The 13,882-nt window shown below is 53.6% G+C and carries 12 protein-coding genes; 11 read left to right on the top strand and 1 reads right to left on the bottom strand.

Features of this window, described 5'->3' with window-relative positions; all coding sequences use genetic code 11:
* Positions 1 to 82: 82 nt before the first annotated feature.
* The gene (locus K1558_RS21970; protein ID WP_238653810.1) at positions 83 to 613 is read left to right on the top strand and encodes a phosphoesterase; all 531 of its coding nucleotides are present in this window, start codon (positions 83 to 85) and stop codon (positions 611 to 613) included.
* A gap of 200 nt (positions 614 to 813) precedes the next feature.
* The gene (locus K1558_RS21965) at positions 814 to 2,499 is read left to right on the top strand and encodes a YifB family Mg chelatase-like AAA ATPase (protein WP_238653809.1); all 1,686 of its coding nucleotides are present in this window, start codon (positions 814 to 816) and stop codon (positions 2,497 to 2,499) included.
* 129 nt (positions 2,500 to 2,628) lie between these two features.
* On the opposite strand, the gene K1558_RS21960 is transcribed toward K1558_RS21965, so the two are convergent.
* Positions 2,629 to 3,057, bottom strand: coding sequence for an organic hydroperoxide resistance protein (locus K1558_RS21960; protein WP_238653808.1), 429 nt, complete (start codon positions 3,055 to 3,057; stop codon positions 2,629 to 2,631).
* A 148-nt stretch (positions 3,058 to 3,205) separates the two neighbouring features.
* Here K1558_RS21960 and K1558_RS21955 point away from each other — a divergent pair, with 148 nt between their 5' ends.
* The 9 genes from K1558_RS21955 (at position 3,206) to flgB (ending at position 13,880) form a co-directional block, all read left to right on the top strand.
* A complete protein-coding gene (locus K1558_RS21955; RefSeq protein WP_238653807.1) occupies positions 3,206 to 3,673 on the top strand; it encodes a MarR family winged helix-turn-helix transcriptional regulator in 468 nt (155 codons plus the stop codon).
* Between the two features lie 358 nt (positions 3,674 to 4,031).
* Positions 4,032 to 5,189, top strand: coding sequence for an ADP-forming succinate--CoA ligase subunit beta (sucC, locus tag K1558_RS21950; RefSeq protein ID WP_238653806.1), 1,158 nt, complete (start codon positions 4,032 to 4,034; stop codon positions 5,187 to 5,189).
* A gap of 67 nt (positions 5,190 to 5,256) precedes the next feature.
* On the top strand, positions 5,257 to 6,186 hold the full coding sequence (gene sucD, locus K1558_RS21945; protein ID WP_238653805.1) for a succinate--CoA ligase subunit alpha: 930 nt from the start codon (positions 5,257 to 5,259) through the stop codon (positions 6,184 to 6,186).
* 183 nt (positions 6,187 to 6,369) lie between these two features.
* Positions 6,370 to 7,488, top strand: a complete 1,119-nt coding sequence (dprA, locus tag K1558_RS21940) for a DNA-processing protein DprA (RefSeq protein ID WP_238653804.1) — start codon at positions 6,370 to 6,372, stop codon at positions 7,486 to 7,488.
* Between the two features lie 98 nt (positions 7,489 to 7,586).
* On the top strand, positions 7,587 to 9,683 hold the full coding sequence (topA, locus tag K1558_RS21935) for a type I DNA topoisomerase (RefSeq protein ID WP_238653803.1): 2,097 nt from the start codon (positions 7,587 to 7,589) through the stop codon (positions 9,681 to 9,683).
* 23 nt (positions 9,684 to 9,706) lie between these two features.
* Positions 9,707 to 11,080, top strand: a complete 1,374-nt coding sequence (trmFO, locus tag K1558_RS21930) for an FADH(2)-oxidizing methylenetetrahydrofolate--tRNA-(uracil(54)-C(5))-methyltransferase TrmFO (RefSeq protein ID WP_238653802.1) — start codon at positions 9,707 to 9,709, stop codon at positions 11,078 to 11,080.
* A 40-nt stretch (positions 11,081 to 11,120) separates the two neighbouring features.
* A complete protein-coding gene (gene hslV / locus K1558_RS21925) occupies positions 11,121 to 11,663 on the top strand; it encodes an ATP-dependent protease subunit HslV (RefSeq protein WP_238653801.1) in 543 nt (180 codons plus the stop codon).
* Between the two features lie 33 nt (positions 11,664 to 11,696).
* Positions 11,697 to 13,097 carry an ATP-dependent protease ATPase subunit HslU gene (gene hslU / locus K1558_RS21920; RefSeq protein ID WP_238653800.1) on the top strand — a complete coding sequence of 467 codons (1,401 nt, stop codon included), beginning with the start codon at positions 11,697 to 11,699 and terminating at the stop codon, positions 13,095 to 13,097.
* Between the two features lie 375 nt (positions 13,098 to 13,472).
* The gene (gene flgB / locus K1558_RS21915) at positions 13,473 to 13,880 is read left to right on the top strand and encodes a flagellar basal body rod protein FlgB (RefSeq protein WP_238653799.1); all 408 of its coding nucleotides are present in this window, start codon (positions 13,473 to 13,475) and stop codon (positions 13,878 to 13,880) included.
* The last annotated feature ends 2 nt before the right edge of the window (positions 13,881 to 13,882 follow it).

The raw sequence follows: 13,882 nt of genomic DNA, 5'->3' as shown, positions 1-13,882 counted from the left end.
ACTCTGAACGGCCCCTATAGACGGGCAGTTTGGAGTCTTTTTGGAGACATGGTGTTACAAATTACAGGGAAGACGGGTGAGGGTGTTGTCGAAAGTATACTTTACCTCGGACCATCATTTTGGCCACAAGCTGATTATCGATTTCGAATCGCGGCCCTTTGGCGGCATAGAGGAAATGAACCAGACGATGATCACGAATTGGAATGCGGTGGTGGGCAAGGAGGATACCGTCTTTCATCTCGGTGACTTCTCTTTTCTAAACCTGGAGGATACCCGCAGGATTGTATCTGCACTGAACGGCTACAAAATTCTGATTCTCGGCAATCATGACCGGGGCCGCAGCCGGAGCTGGTGGCTCGAAGCCGGTTTTGATGAGGTCAGTGAATATCCGCTGATCTACAAGGAGTTCTTCATGCTCTCGCATGAGCCGATGTATATGAACAAGCATATGCCTTACGTGAATGTGCACGGCCATATCCATGGACAGAAATATGAGGGCAAGCATCATTTCAATATTTGTGTGGAGCATTGGAATTACACCCCGTTATCCTTTGAGCAGATCCGCGATGCGGTTACAGCCAGCGAAGAAGGCGGAGAGTTAAATGATTCTTAGGTCATGGCTGCACAATTATGCAATATGGAAGCTTTTGCGGAAATGTGCAGCGGATATGACGCAAGCGCCTCTTGCATGAACCAGGAGCTATTGGTTATACTCAAGTCAGCTAAAGCTTGCGGAGAATGAGGAAGCACCTTTTTTCCCGGAAAATGAACGCCCGGCTCACGGGCCTATTTCTGGAGAAGAGGTGCTTTTTGGTGTACGGAAAAATGCATAGTGCATGCCTTTATGGCATTGAGGGTGTAATGATCGGTGTGGAGATTGATCTGGCAAACGGTTTGCCGCAGACCCATATCATCGGCTTGCCGGACTCGGCTGTGCGCGAGGCGGTGGAACGGGTGAGGGCGGCAGTCAAGAACTGCGGATACAGCTATCCGCTTCAGCGGGTCACGATTAATCTGGCACCGGCGGACCTGCGCAAGGAAGGTTCAGCATTTGATCTGGCAATTGCGCTGGGCATTCTGACCACAAGCGGCCAGCTCATCATGCCGGAAGCGGGGGAGCTGCTGTGTATCGGGGAGCTTGCCCTGGATGGCAGTCTGCGCCCGGTGAACGGGGTGCTCTCGATGGTTGAGGCAGCGCGGCGCGCAGGGATGCGGGCGGTACTGGTCCCCCCGGGGAATGCCGCCGAGGCGGCACTGATTCAAGGGATGAGGGTGTACACGGCGGGCCATCTGAGCCAATTGCCGCAGCCCGGGCAGCTGCCGGCGCCTGATAGAGGAGAGCTATCCGTCACTGCTCGCGAAGAGGCAATAGAGCAGGCAGACCTGCCTTTTCCAGTATCCGTCAGCCACGGTTCAGCGGCCGGTAAGCGGCCTCCGGTGCTTGCCCTGTCTCTGGAGCATTTAAGGTACCGGCCTGCGGAGATAGCGGATAATCCGCCGCCGCTCCGGGCAGAACATCTGATGATGGAAGATTACAGCGATGTGATGGGCCAGAATCATGTCAAGCGGGCACTGACAATCGCTGCTGCCGGGATGCACAATATTCTGCTGATCGGTCCTCCAGGCACGGGGAAGACCATGCTGATCAAGCGGCTGCCCGGCATTCTGCCTGACCTTAAGGATAATGAGGCGCTGGAGGTGACGAAGATCTTCAGTGCCGCCGGAATGCTTAGAGACGGGCGGCAAGGCCTGCTGCGCAGCCGGCCGTTTCGCTCGCCGCATCATACCATATCGGGAGCGGGGCTGATTGGCGGAGGCGGAATCCCGAAGCCGGGGGAGGTCAGCCTTGCACACCGCGGGATTCTCTTCCTGGATGAGCTTCCCGAGTTCTCCCGCGCTGTGCTGGAGGTGCTCCGCCAGCCGCTGGAGGATGGAGTGGTGACGATCAGCCGGGCCCGGGCAGCGTTCACCTTCCCGGCGCGGTTCCTGCTCGCCGGTTCAATGAACCCGTGTATGTGCGGATATCTCGGCAATAGCGGCACTCATCAGCGGTGCACCTGCAGTCCGGCCGGAATTGCCCGGTACCGGGCTAGAATCTCGGGGCCGCTGCTGGACCGGATGGATATGCAGGTAGACGTTCCGCGCCCGAAGGAATGGGACAACAGCGTAACTCAGGTGTCTTCCGCACAGATGCGGGCGGAGGTGCAGCAGGCACAGGCTATTCAAGCCGAGCGTTACGGACGCCTGCCGATTTCCTGGAACAGTGAGCTGTCCGGGGCGGCATTGCGCCGTTATGCAGCGCTCAGGCGAGAGGAGGCAATGCTGCTGAACAGCATCCTGGAGAGCCTCGGGCTGAGCATGAGGGCACATGACCGGATTATCCGGCTGGCCCGCACGATTGCGGATCTGGAAGGCGCAGAAGCGATCAATGCCGCACATCTGGCTGAAGCGGTGCAGTATCGTAATCTGGACCGGCAGGTACCGGCTGAGGAGGAATGAGGACAAGGTATTTCCGCCTGGGACTTCTTTTGAATGCGGGATGCGCTCTTTGCTTTTCTATGCAAAATCCCCTGCCCGGAACTTCCGGACAGGGGACAGGCTATCTGCTGTGAGAAGAGAAATAGTGTCTTATAGCACGTTCAGTTCGACTTCAATGTTGCCGCGGGTTGCGCGGGAGTATGGGCATGCGCCGTGTGCCGCTTCAACCAGCTGTTTAGCGGTCTCATGGTCAACGCCCTTGACCAGAACATCCATTTTCACAGCGATGCCGAAGCCGCCGTCCTCTACTTTGCCGAAGCTGACGGTTGCGGTAACTTCACTGCCCTCGATCTTTACCTTGCCCATCCGGGCAACCATGTTCAGGGCGCTGTCGAAGCAAGCGGAATAGCCAGCGGCGAATAGCTGCTCCGGATTCGTGCCTTCACCGCCGGCGCCGCCCATTTCACGCGGTGTGCTGATAGCGAGGTTCAGCTTGGGACTGTCGGATTCGACAGAGCCTTGTCTGCCTCCAACCGCTTTTACTGTAGTTTCATACATTTTCTGTTGGATCGTCATCATGATTAATCGCTCCCGTTCAGTTTCAAATTATATTGTACACAACTTAATTTAACACAATTAAAATAAAAGTCAATCTATTTTCCGCTATTAACATGATATTATGAATGAATTGTGATAAACTAATGTCACAAAGGCAGGTGAAGAAGAAATGCAAAATGAACCGTCGACAAACCCTGAGCTTATGCTTGAGAATCAGCTTTGCTTTACGATTTATGCCTGTTCGCGTGAATTCACGAAGCTGTATCAGCCCCATCTGGATAAAATCGGGTTAACCTATTCCCAATACTTAGTGATGCTTGTTCTCTGGGAGAGACGGCAATGCACAGTCAAGGAGCTGGGGGAGGCACTATTCCTGGATTCAGGTACGCTGACACCGCTGCTTAAGCGGCTGCAGGCGGCAGGGCTGATCCTGCGTGAGCGTTCTCTGCAGGATGAGCGGAAGGTGCTGATCTCATTAACTGACCAGGGGCTGTCACTGAAGCAGGAGGCGCTGTCTATTCCCGGTAAAATGGTAGCCGGAACCGCGCTCTCTCCGGTGGAATTCATCGATCTGCTCGGACAATTCAAAGACCTTCTGAACCGGGTCCACGAAGCGAATATGAATAGCTCAAAGTAATCTGTTCGCTTATTGTCAATGCAATCGTTCGCATTTCGGCATGAAACCGAGCGAAAATGTATGTATAAATAGTGAAAGTTTTTAAGGAAAGCGTTTTTAAAACATGTTACAATATTCTGGGTTTCACATTCTGGCATATAGGTAATTATAGATATCACTCTGTAATAGATTCTGTGTGCCAGCAGCAGAGAAACGGCTGCTTGCTTCTTCAGGAGCGAGGCGGGTACGGTCTCTGCTTGTCCCGGGATATTGACGGTAAATACCGGTCTGGACCCGGCTTTGGACAATCAAAACGGAATGCGGCTCGGCTGAAGGCAATCTGCTGAATGTCACCGCAACACTTTAGGAGGCTTCCGGAATGAATATCCACGAGTATCAGGGAAAAGAAGTACTTAAGAAGTACGGCGTAGCCGTACCGAACGGAAAAGTTGCTTATACAGTGGAGGAAGCAGTAGAAGCTGCCGCAGCGCTGGGCACGCCGGTAGTTGTGGTCAAGGCCCAGATTCATGCCGGAGGACGCGGTAAGGCCGGCGGTGTTAAGGTTGCCAAGAACAGTGATGAGGTACGCGCGTACGCGTCCGAAATCCTCGGCAAGACCCTGGTTACCCACCAGACAGGACCCGAAGGCAAGGTCGTGAAGCGGCTGCTGATTGAAGAGGGCTGTCAGATTGAGAAGGAGTATTATATCGGACTGGTTGTAGACCGCGGCACCGGCCGGGTAGTCATGATGGCTTCCGAAGAGGGCGGCACGGAGATCGAAGAGGTAGCGGCAACGCACCCTGAGAAGATTTTCAAGGAGATCATTGATCCGGCAGTAGGACTGCAGACCTTCCAGGCACGCAAGCTGGCCTATAGTATTGCTATTCCGCCTGCGCTGGTGAATAAAGCTGTGAAGTTCATGCAAGCGCTGTATCTGGCTTTTGTGGATAAAGATTGCTCCATTGCCGAGATTAATCCGCTGGTCGTGACTGCGGACGGCAATGTGATGGCACTGGATGCGAAGCTGAATTTCGATTCCAACAGCCTGTTCCGCCATAAGGATATTCAGGAGCTGCGTGATCTGGACGAAGAAGATGCCAAGGAGATTGAGGCTTCCAAATATGATCTCAGCTACATTGCACTGGACGGCAACATCGGCTGTATGGTGAACGGTGCAGGACTGGCCATGGCGACCATGGACATTATCAAATATTATGGCGGCGAGCCGGCTAACTTCCTCGATGTAGGGGGCGGCGCAACGACAGAGAAGGTCACCGAGGCGTTCAAAATCATCCTGTCGGATGACAAGGTGAATGGTATATTCGTTAATATTTTCGGCGGAATTATGCGCTGTGATGTGATTGCTACAGGTGTAGTTGAAGCTGCCAAGCAGCTTGGCTTAACCAAGCCGCTCGTTGTACGTCTGGAGGGCACAAATGTTGCACTGGGCAAGGAGATTCTCGCCGGTTCGGGGCTGAATATTGTTGCTGCCGATTCCATGGCTGACGGTGCCCGCAAAATTGTTGCTCTTGTGTAACCAAAGCTGCCGTTAACGGGGAGCCTGTCTCGTATTCGATAATAAAAGTGAGGATGTGACCTAAGGCATGAGCATTCTTGTAGATAAAAATACGAAAGTCATCACCCAGGGAATTACCGGCGCCACCGGTCTGTTTCACACCAAAGGCGCGCTGGATTACGGTACGCAGATGGTTGGCGGTGTAACTCCGGGCAAAGGGGGGACCACGGTTCACATTACACTGGAGGACGGGACGGAGAAGAGCCTTCCCGTATTCGATACGGTGATTGCCGCCAAGGCCGCCACAGGTGCGACTGCAAGTGTAATCTATGTTCCGCCAGCCTTCGCGGCTGATTCTATTATGGAAGCCGTGGATGCCGGGCTGGATCTGGTCATTTGCATTACAGAGGGGATTCCGGTGCTGGATATGGTCAAAGTCTCCAGATACATGGAAGGCCGCTCCACCGTGCTGATCGGTCCTAACTGTCCGGGAGTCATCACGCCGGGAGAATGCAAAATCGGCATTATGCCGGGCTACATTCACAAGCCAGGCTATGTAGGGGTAGTCTCCCGAAGCGGGACGCTGACCTATGAGGCTGTTCATCAGCTGACAGAGCGCGGCATCGGCCAGTCCACAGCCGTTGGCATCGGGGGCGACCCGGTGAAGGGCTCGGAGTTCATCGATATTCTGAAGCTGTTTAATGAAGATCCGGGCACCAAAGCCGTGATTATGATCGGGGAGATCGGCGGAACGGCCGAGGAGGAAGCGGCGCAGTGGATTAAGGAGAACATGACCAAGCCGGTCGTTGGCTTCATTGGCGGTGTCACCGCTCCTCCAGGCAAGCGGATGGGCCATGCTGGAGCTATTATTTCCGGCGGCCAGGGGACGGCCAGCGAGAAGATTGCTGTGCTGGAATCCTGCGGCATCAAGGTGGCTCCGACTCCGGCCGAGATGGGCTCGACCCTTGTCAGTGTGCTTGAGGAACGCGGCATTCTGAATGCTTTTACTACCCACTAGGATTCAGTTTGCTTCCGTTATCTATGAATTATAGTTTTTAATGATGAATTTAATAGAATGTTCTTTCAAGGTAAGCAACCTTTTATTCGTGTATGCGGATGAAGGGTTGCTTTTTTTCTTGCTATTTCGAGTCTTATATTACAAAATAAGGAAGGTTCATCCTTCCATGGGGAGAGAACGCTTATGGAAATCCGTGATATTCTGTTTGGACTGCATGAGGTGGAAGGAATCGGCTGGAAGAGTATAGAGCGGATTACGCGGGCGGGAATGCTGACGAAGGATGTCCTATCCTGCACCGCCGCAGACTGGCAAAGGGCAGGTCTCCCGGATAAGTTATCCGCCCGGCTTACCGCAGTTCTGGATGAAGCGTGGATTATGAAGCGCCGCTCTTTAATGGAAGAAAGCGGTGTAGCGATGGTGACCATTCTGGATGATAACTATCCTGTTCAGCTAAAAGAAACCGCCCAGCCGCCATGGGTATTGTATTACCGGGGCTGCCTTGCGCTGGCTGCACGCCCTTCGGTGGCGATGGTGGGAACCCGGGTGCCTACCGCCTATGGGCGCAAGGTAGGGGAGCTGCTGGCGCGTCAGCTGAGTGCGGCAGGTCTTACGGTGGTCAGCGGCCTGGCCAGAGGAATCGACAGCATCAGCCATGAAGCGGCACTGGCGGAAGCCGGAGGGACGATCGCGGTGGTCGCTACCGGTCTGGACAAGGTCTATCCGCCGGAGAACCGCGGCCTGGAGCGGCAGATTGCCCGTGAAGGGCTGGTGCTGAGTGAATATCCGCTCGGAACGCCCAGCCACCCCGGGCTATTCCCCCAGCGTAACCGGATTATTGCCGGCCTGACGCTGGGAACACTGGTGGTGGAGGCTGACAGCCGCAGCGGGTCGCTGATTACGGCCGATGCTGCGCTTGAAGCGGGCAGGGATGTTTTTGCCGTGCCGGGGCCGCTGACCTCACCCAAGAGCCGGGGGGCACTGGAGCTGATTAAGCAGGGGGCTAAGCTGGTCACCGCAGCCTCGGATATTATCGAAGAATACCTGTCCTACCTGCCTAAGGCCTCATCTGGAGCAACCCTGGCAGGCGGCCCGGAGTGTGAGAAACTGGAGGATTGTCTGGAAAAGAAATTGACAAGTGAGGAGCTGCACCTTTACCATATACTGCATCAAGGGCCGTTTACGCTGGATGAGCTGCTGGTGTCTACGAAGTGGGATTTTGGACATTTGCATTCAGTTCTGTTATCTTTAATCATAAAAAAAGCGGTAGTACAATTACCGGGAGCAATTTATAAGGTAATTTAATATAGAAGTAACTGTGATAAGCATAGACCCGGTGCTCTTAAGCCTGTCCGGGAGACAGGCAGCCGGTGAAAGCTTATCAACTTTTGGGAGGAAAACCTATGGCAGATGCGTTGGTTATTGTAGAGTCACCGGCAAAAGCAAAAACGATTGGTAAATATCTGGGCAGTAAATATATTGTGAAGGCGTCAATGGGGCACATCCGCGATTTGCCCAAGAGCCAGATTGGCGTTGAGGTGGAGAAGGATTTCAGTCCCAAGTACATCACGATCCGCGGCAAGGGCTCCATTCTGAAAGAGCTCAAGGATGCCAGCAAAAAAGTAAAAAAAGTCTATCTCGCAGCTGACCCGGACCGCGAAGGGGAAGCAATTGCCTGGCATCTGGCCCATGCACTGGAGCTGGATAATACCCAGGAGTGCCGGGTTGTATTCAATGAGATTACCAAGCAGGCGGTGAAGGATGCATTCAAGACGCCGCGCAAAATTAATATGGATCTGGTGAACGCCCAGCAGGCCCGGCGGATTCTCGACCGGCTGGTCGGCTATAAGATCAGCCCTCTATTATGGAAGAAAGTCAAAAAAGGCCTGTCCGCCGGACGGGTGCAATCGGTAGCGGTCAAGATTATCATGGACCGCGAGAATGAAATCTCCGCGTTCATTCCTACGGAATACTGGAGCATCACCGCCAAGCTTGGCATCCGGGATTCGGAGTTCGAGGCCAAGTTCCATAAGCTGAACGGCGAGAAGAAAGAGCTGAACCAGGAGAGCGATGTCCAGGAAGTGCTGGAGGCGATTAAGAATGCCGCCTTCGAGGTGAAGGAAGTCAAGGAGAAGGAAAGACAGCGGCATCCGTCCGCTCCTTTTACCACCAGCTCACTGCAGCAGGAAGCGGCCCGCAAACTGGGCTTCCGCGCGGCTAAGACGATGTCTGTCGCCCAGCAGCTCTATGAGGGGGTTGAATTGGGCAAGGAAGGGACCGTCGGCTTGATTACCTATATGCGTACGGATTCCACCCGGATCTCCGCCACGGCCCAGGAAGAAGCCAAGGAGCTGATTCTCTCCAAGTACGGCGAGAAGTTCGTTCCCGAGACACCGCGCCAATATTCCAAGAAGGCTGCGGGCGCTCAGGATGCCCATGAAGCGATCCGTCCGACCTCTGCGCTCCGCGAGCCCGAGATGGTGAAGGAATTCATGAGCCGTGACCAGTTCCGCCTCTATAAGCTGGTGTGGGAGCGGTTCGTATCCAGTCAGATGTCCTCGGCGCTGCTCGATACCCTGTCGGTTGATATTACAGCAGGTACAGCGATATTCAGGGCTGTCGGGTCCAAGGTATCCTTCCCGGGCTTCATGAAGGTCTATGTGGAAGGCAATGACGACGGTACCACTGATGACGAGAAATTCCTGCCGCCGCTTAAGGCCGGTGATGCCCTGAAGGCGAATGAAATCGAGCCGAAGCAGCATTTCACCCAGCCGCCGCCGAGATATACCGAAGCCAGACTGGTCAAGACGCTGGAGGAGCTGGGGATCGGCCGTCCGAGTACGTATGCGCCGACACTGGAGACGATCCAGAAGCGCGGGTATGTGGCGATTGAAGAGAAGAAGTTCATGCCGACTGAGCTAGGCGAGCTGATCATTGAGCAAATGGAAGAGTTCTTCCCGGAGATTCTCGATGTGGAATTTACAGCCCATATGGAGGGAGATCTTGACCATGTGGAAGAAGGCGCAGAGGATTGGGTCAAGGTACTGGCTGAATTCTACGAATCCTTCGAGAAGCGCCTTACGTATGCGGAAGAGGAAATGAAGGAGATCGAAATTGAAGATGAGGTCTCTGACGAGCTATGCGAGAAATGCGGCAAGCCGATGGTCTACAAGCTGGGCCGGTTCGGCAAATTTCTCGCCTGCTCGGGATTCCCGGAATGCCGCAATACGAAGCCGATTGTGAAGGATATCGGGGTCAGCTGTCCGAAATGCCATGAAGGCAAGGTGGTGGAGCGGCGCAGCAAGAAGGGTCGTGTCTTCTACGGGTGCGACCAGTATCCGGGCTGTGATTTTGTGTCCTGGGACAGACCGTCCGCGAAGCCGTGCCCGGCTTGCGGCTCCTGGATGATCGAGAAGCGCAACAAGCAAGGGGCGAAGCTGCAGTGCACCTCGTGTGATCATACAGAAGCTGTACTTGACAACGAGGAATTGGCAGAATAATAGGTTCACAGGAGGAACGGAAATTGACTGAAGCAAAGAAAGTAACCGTCATTGGAGCGGGCCTTGCCGGGAGTGAGGCCGCCTGGCAGATCGCCTCGCGCGGAGTGCCGGTAAGATTATATGAGATGCGCCCGGTTGTGAAGACACCTGCGCATCATACCAACCAGTTCGCAGAGCTGGTCTGCAGCAATTCGCTGCGGGCTAACGGGCTGGGCAATGCGGTAGGGGTTCTTAAGGAAGAAATGCGCCGTCTGGACTCGCTTGTGCTGGGCGCTGCCGACAGACATGCAGTTCCGGCAGGCGGTGCGCTTGCTGTGGACCGTGACGGCTTCTCCGGAGAGATTACATCGGTGCTGCATAATCACCCGCTGGTTGAAGTCATAAATGAAGAGCTTACGCATATACCGGAGGAAGGGATCGTTGTCATTGCTACTGGCCCGCTGACCTCCCCGTCCCTGTCCTCGGAGATCAAGGAGCTGCTGGGCGAGGAATACTTCTATTTCTATGATGCCGCCGCCCCGATTGTAGAGAAGGACAGTATTGATATGAACAAGGTCTATCTTGCCTCCCGCTACGATAAAGGCGAAGCCGCATACCTGAATTGCCCCATGACGGAAGAGGAATTCAATACGTTCTATGATGCGCTGATCTCGGCCGAGACTGCCGCGCTCAAAGATTTCGAGAAAGAGATTTACTTCGAGGGCTGTATGCCGATCGAAATTATGATGAAACGCGGTAAGCAGACGGCATTATTCGGCCCTATGAAGCCTGTAGGTCTGATGAATCCGCACACCGGCAAGCTGCCTTACGCGGTTGTGCAACTTCGCCAGGACAACGCTGCGGGAACGCTGTATAATCTGGTCGGCTTCCAGACCCATCTGAAGTGGGGCGAGCAGAAGCGGGTCTTCTCGCTTATTCCGGGCCTGGAGAATGCCGAGTATGTGCGCTATGGTGTCATGCACCGCAATACCTTCATCAATTCTCCCAAGCTGCTGCATCCTACCTATCAGATGAAGGGCCGCGAGCGGCTGTTCTTCGCCGGGCAAATGACCGGTGTTGAAGGATATGTGGAGTCGGCGGCTTCCGGCATGATTGCCGGCATGAATGCGGCGCGGGCTGCGCTTGGTGAGGAGAGCCTGATTTTCCCGGAGGATACCGTTCTTGGAAGCATGCCTGCGTACATTACCTCGGCCGATCCCGAGCACTTCCAGCCGATGAATGCCAACTTCGGACTGCTGCCGAAGCTGGATAGCCGGTTCAAGAACAAGAAGGAGAAGAATGAACGTCTTGCTTACCGGGCGCTGGACAGCCTTGCTGCTTATGCGGCATCCCGCGGGCTGACCTATAAGGAGCCTGAGGCGGCGGAAGCTGAGCAGGCTGAAGCTCCAGTGCAATAATTTCAGGATTCGATCATAACATTTCAGGAGGGCGCCTATTATGTTACCCAGCTTTCATGCGACTACGATTTGTGCGGTAAGACATAACGGCCATGCGGCAATTGCCGGGGACGGCCAGGTTACATTCGGAGAGAGCGTCATTATGAAGACGACGGCCAAAAAAGTCCGCCGCCTGTACAGAGGACAGGTGATTGCCGGGTTCGCGGGTTCCGTATCTGATGCAATCACCCTGTTCGAGAAGTTCGAGGGCAAGCTGGAGGAGCATCACGGCAACCTGCAGCGGGCAGCGGTGGAGCTGGCCAAGGATTGGCGCCAGGACCGCATCCTGCGCAAGCTGGAGGCTCTTATGATTGTAATGGATAAGGAAGGGATGCTGCTGATCTCCGGTAACGGCGAAATCATTGAACCGGATGATGATGTGCTGGCTATCGGTTCCGGCGGCAACTTCGCACTTGCCTCGGGGCGGGCGCTCAAGCGCCATGCTGCCCATCTCAGCGCACCGGAGATTGCCAGAGAAGCGCTGCAGATTGCTTCCGAGATCTGTGTATATACCAATTCTAATATCATTGTCGAAGAACTATAGGCACGGTGCCACACAAAAAGGGAGGAAGTCCGAATGGCGAATCAGTCGCTTACACCCCGCCAGATCGTAACAGAGCTTGATAAGTACATTGTTGGCCAGAGACAGGCCAAGAAATCCGTAGCTGTGGCGCTCCGCAACCGGTACCGGCGCAGCCTTTTGTCTGAAGAGCTGCGGGATGAAGTGGTGCCCAAGAACATTCTGATGATCGGACCGACCGGTGTCGGCAAAACCGAAATTGCCCGGCGTCTGGCCAAGCTTGTTAATGCGCCGTTCATCAAGATAGAAGCTACCAAGTTTACTGAAGTCGGTTATGTGGGCCGCGATGTCGAGTCCATGGTCCGCGATCTGGTGGAGACCTCTATCCGTATGGTAAAGCTTGAACGCACCGAGAAGGTTAAGGACCGTGCCGAGGAGCTGGCCAATGACCGGATTGTGGCGATTCTGGTACCTTCCTCATCCAAGGGCAAATCACAGCGGAATCCGTTCGAGATGATTTTTGGCGGGAACAGCGGCAGTGCGGAGGAGACCAAGGAAGAGGCGGAGGACGGAAGTCTGAGCGAGCGCCGCAGAGGCATCAAGTTCAAGCTGCTGGCCGGTCAGCTGGAGGATGACGTCATTGAGATTGATGTGGAGGACACGACGCCTTCAATGATGGATATGTTCGCCGGGCAGGGGAATGACCAGATGGGCATGAACATGCAGGAGATGTTCGGCAGCCTGCTGCCGAAGCGGACGAAGAAGCGCAAGCTGCCGATCCGGGAGGCCCGTAAGGTGCTGATCCAGGATGAGGCGGCCAAGCTGATCGATACGGATGATATGATCCAGGAATCTGTTGCGCGTGCGGAGCAGTCGGGCATTATTTTTATCGATGAGATTGATAAGGTAGCCAGCCAGGGCAAGGGCTCAGGCCCCGATGTATCCCGCGAGGGCGTACAGCGCGATATTCTGCCTATCGTGGAAGGCTCAACGGTGATGACCAAATACGGTCCTGTGAAGACCGACTACATTCTGTTTATCGCCGCTGGGGCCTTTCATATCGCCAAGCCTTCGGATCTCATTCCCGAGCTGCAGGGGCGTTTCCCGATTCGCGTAGAGCTGAGCAGTCTGACACTTGAGGACTTTGTATCTATACTGACCGAGCCGGAGAACGCATTAACGAAACAATATGTCCATCTGCTGCAGACGGAGAACATCGAAATCCAGTTCCAGAAGGAGGCTATTCAGGAAATTGCCAAGATTGCCGCTTCTGTGAACCAGAATATGGAGAATATTGGGGCGCGGCGTCTGCATACCATTCTGGAGAAGCTGCTGGAGGACCTTTCTTTTGAAGCGCCTGAGCTGACCTTGGATATTATGGTCATTACACCGGAATATGTTCGCGAAAAACTGGCAGGAATCGCCCAGGATCGCGATTTAAGCCAATATATCCTTTAATCTGACAGAGCGAAAAACCTTAATTCTAGGTAAAAAGAATTATGTCTATCTGAATTTGATCCTTTAATCATGCACGAAAAGTTAAATGATGCTATTTTAAAGAAAAATATGTAACATAAAAGGAAGAAAATTGTAAAAACATGCTTTAAGCCCTCTCTTTTCAGAAAAGATAGGGCTTATTTCTTATTGTAATAATATACAAATTCTAAGAGAATCAATGTATGTGAGATTGACATAAGATGCATTCGTCGACATGATTCGACTTTTTATCGACAAAGCAATGAAAAAAATGACTTTATTTGTCGAAAGTGAGCAGGAATTTGGTCGAAGTTGTGGAATTCTTTTCATTATGATAGGTTTGGAAGGGGGATTACCATGGGTTTGCTTAACAGTGTCAGCTTTCAAAGATTACAGGGGGGCCTAGAAGCCGCCACCAAACGACAAAGTGTTCTCGCCAATAATGTAGCAAATGCTGATACACCAAATTTTAAACGTTCTGATGTAAGCTTTGAGAGTATCCTGAAACAACAGGAGCATGGACTCAAGCCGACGCTGAGCGCTAAAGTATCAGATTCCCGTCATTTCCAGTTTGGAACGGTGACCGGTATACCGGCTGCTGTTGTCAGCACAGATGAGACTACTTCTATGAATAACAATGGAAATAATGTGGATATGGAACGTGAACAGGCGCTGAGCGCCGAGAATCAGCTAAGGTACAACTCTTATATAGAGCAGCTGAACAGCCAGATCACCATGATGCGTACAGTGGTACAGGGAGGATAATG

Origin of the sequence: Paenibacillus piscarius, assembly GCF_022234545.1 — a bacterium.
Classification (GTDB): Bacteria; Bacillota; Bacilli; order Paenibacillales; family Paenibacillaceae; genus Paenibacillus_AQ; species Paenibacillus_AQ piscarius.
The sequence above is the reverse complement of the archived record's forward strand: the minus strand, read 5'-3'. Positions and strand labels throughout refer to the sequence as shown.

Excerpts from the sequence above, each read along its gene's own strand:
- K1558_RS21960 (WP_238653808.1), bottom strand. The coding sequence starts at position 3,057 with ATGATGACGATCCAACAGAAAATGTATGAAACTACAGTAAAAGCGGTT.
- K1558_RS21955 (WP_238653807.1), top strand. The coding sequence starts at position 3,206 with ATGCAAAATGAACCGTCGACAAACCCTGAGCTTATGCTTGAGAATCAG.
- sucC (WP_238653806.1), top strand. The coding sequence starts at position 4,032 with ATGAATATCCACGAGTATCAGGGAAAAGAAGTACTTAAGAAGTACGGC.
- sucD (WP_238653805.1), top strand. The coding sequence starts at position 5,257 with ATGAGCATTCTTGTAGATAAAAATACGAAAGTCATCACCCAGGGAATT.
- dprA (WP_238653804.1), top strand. The coding sequence starts at position 6,370 with ATGGAAATCCGTGATATTCTGTTTGGACTGCATGAGGTGGAAGGAATC.
- topA (WP_238653803.1), top strand. The coding sequence starts at position 7,587 with ATGGCAGATGCGTTGGTTATTGTAGAGTCACCGGCAAAAGCAAAAACG.
- hslV (WP_238653801.1), top strand. The coding sequence starts at position 11,121 with ATGTTACCCAGCTTTCATGCGACTACGATTTGTGCGGTAAGACATAAC.
- hslU (WP_238653800.1), top strand. The coding sequence starts at position 11,697 with ATGGCGAATCAGTCGCTTACACCCCGCCAGATCGTAACAGAGCTTGAT.
- flgB (WP_238653799.1), top strand. The coding sequence starts at position 13,473 with ATGGGTTTGCTTAACAGTGTCAGCTTTCAAAGATTACAGGGGGGCCTA.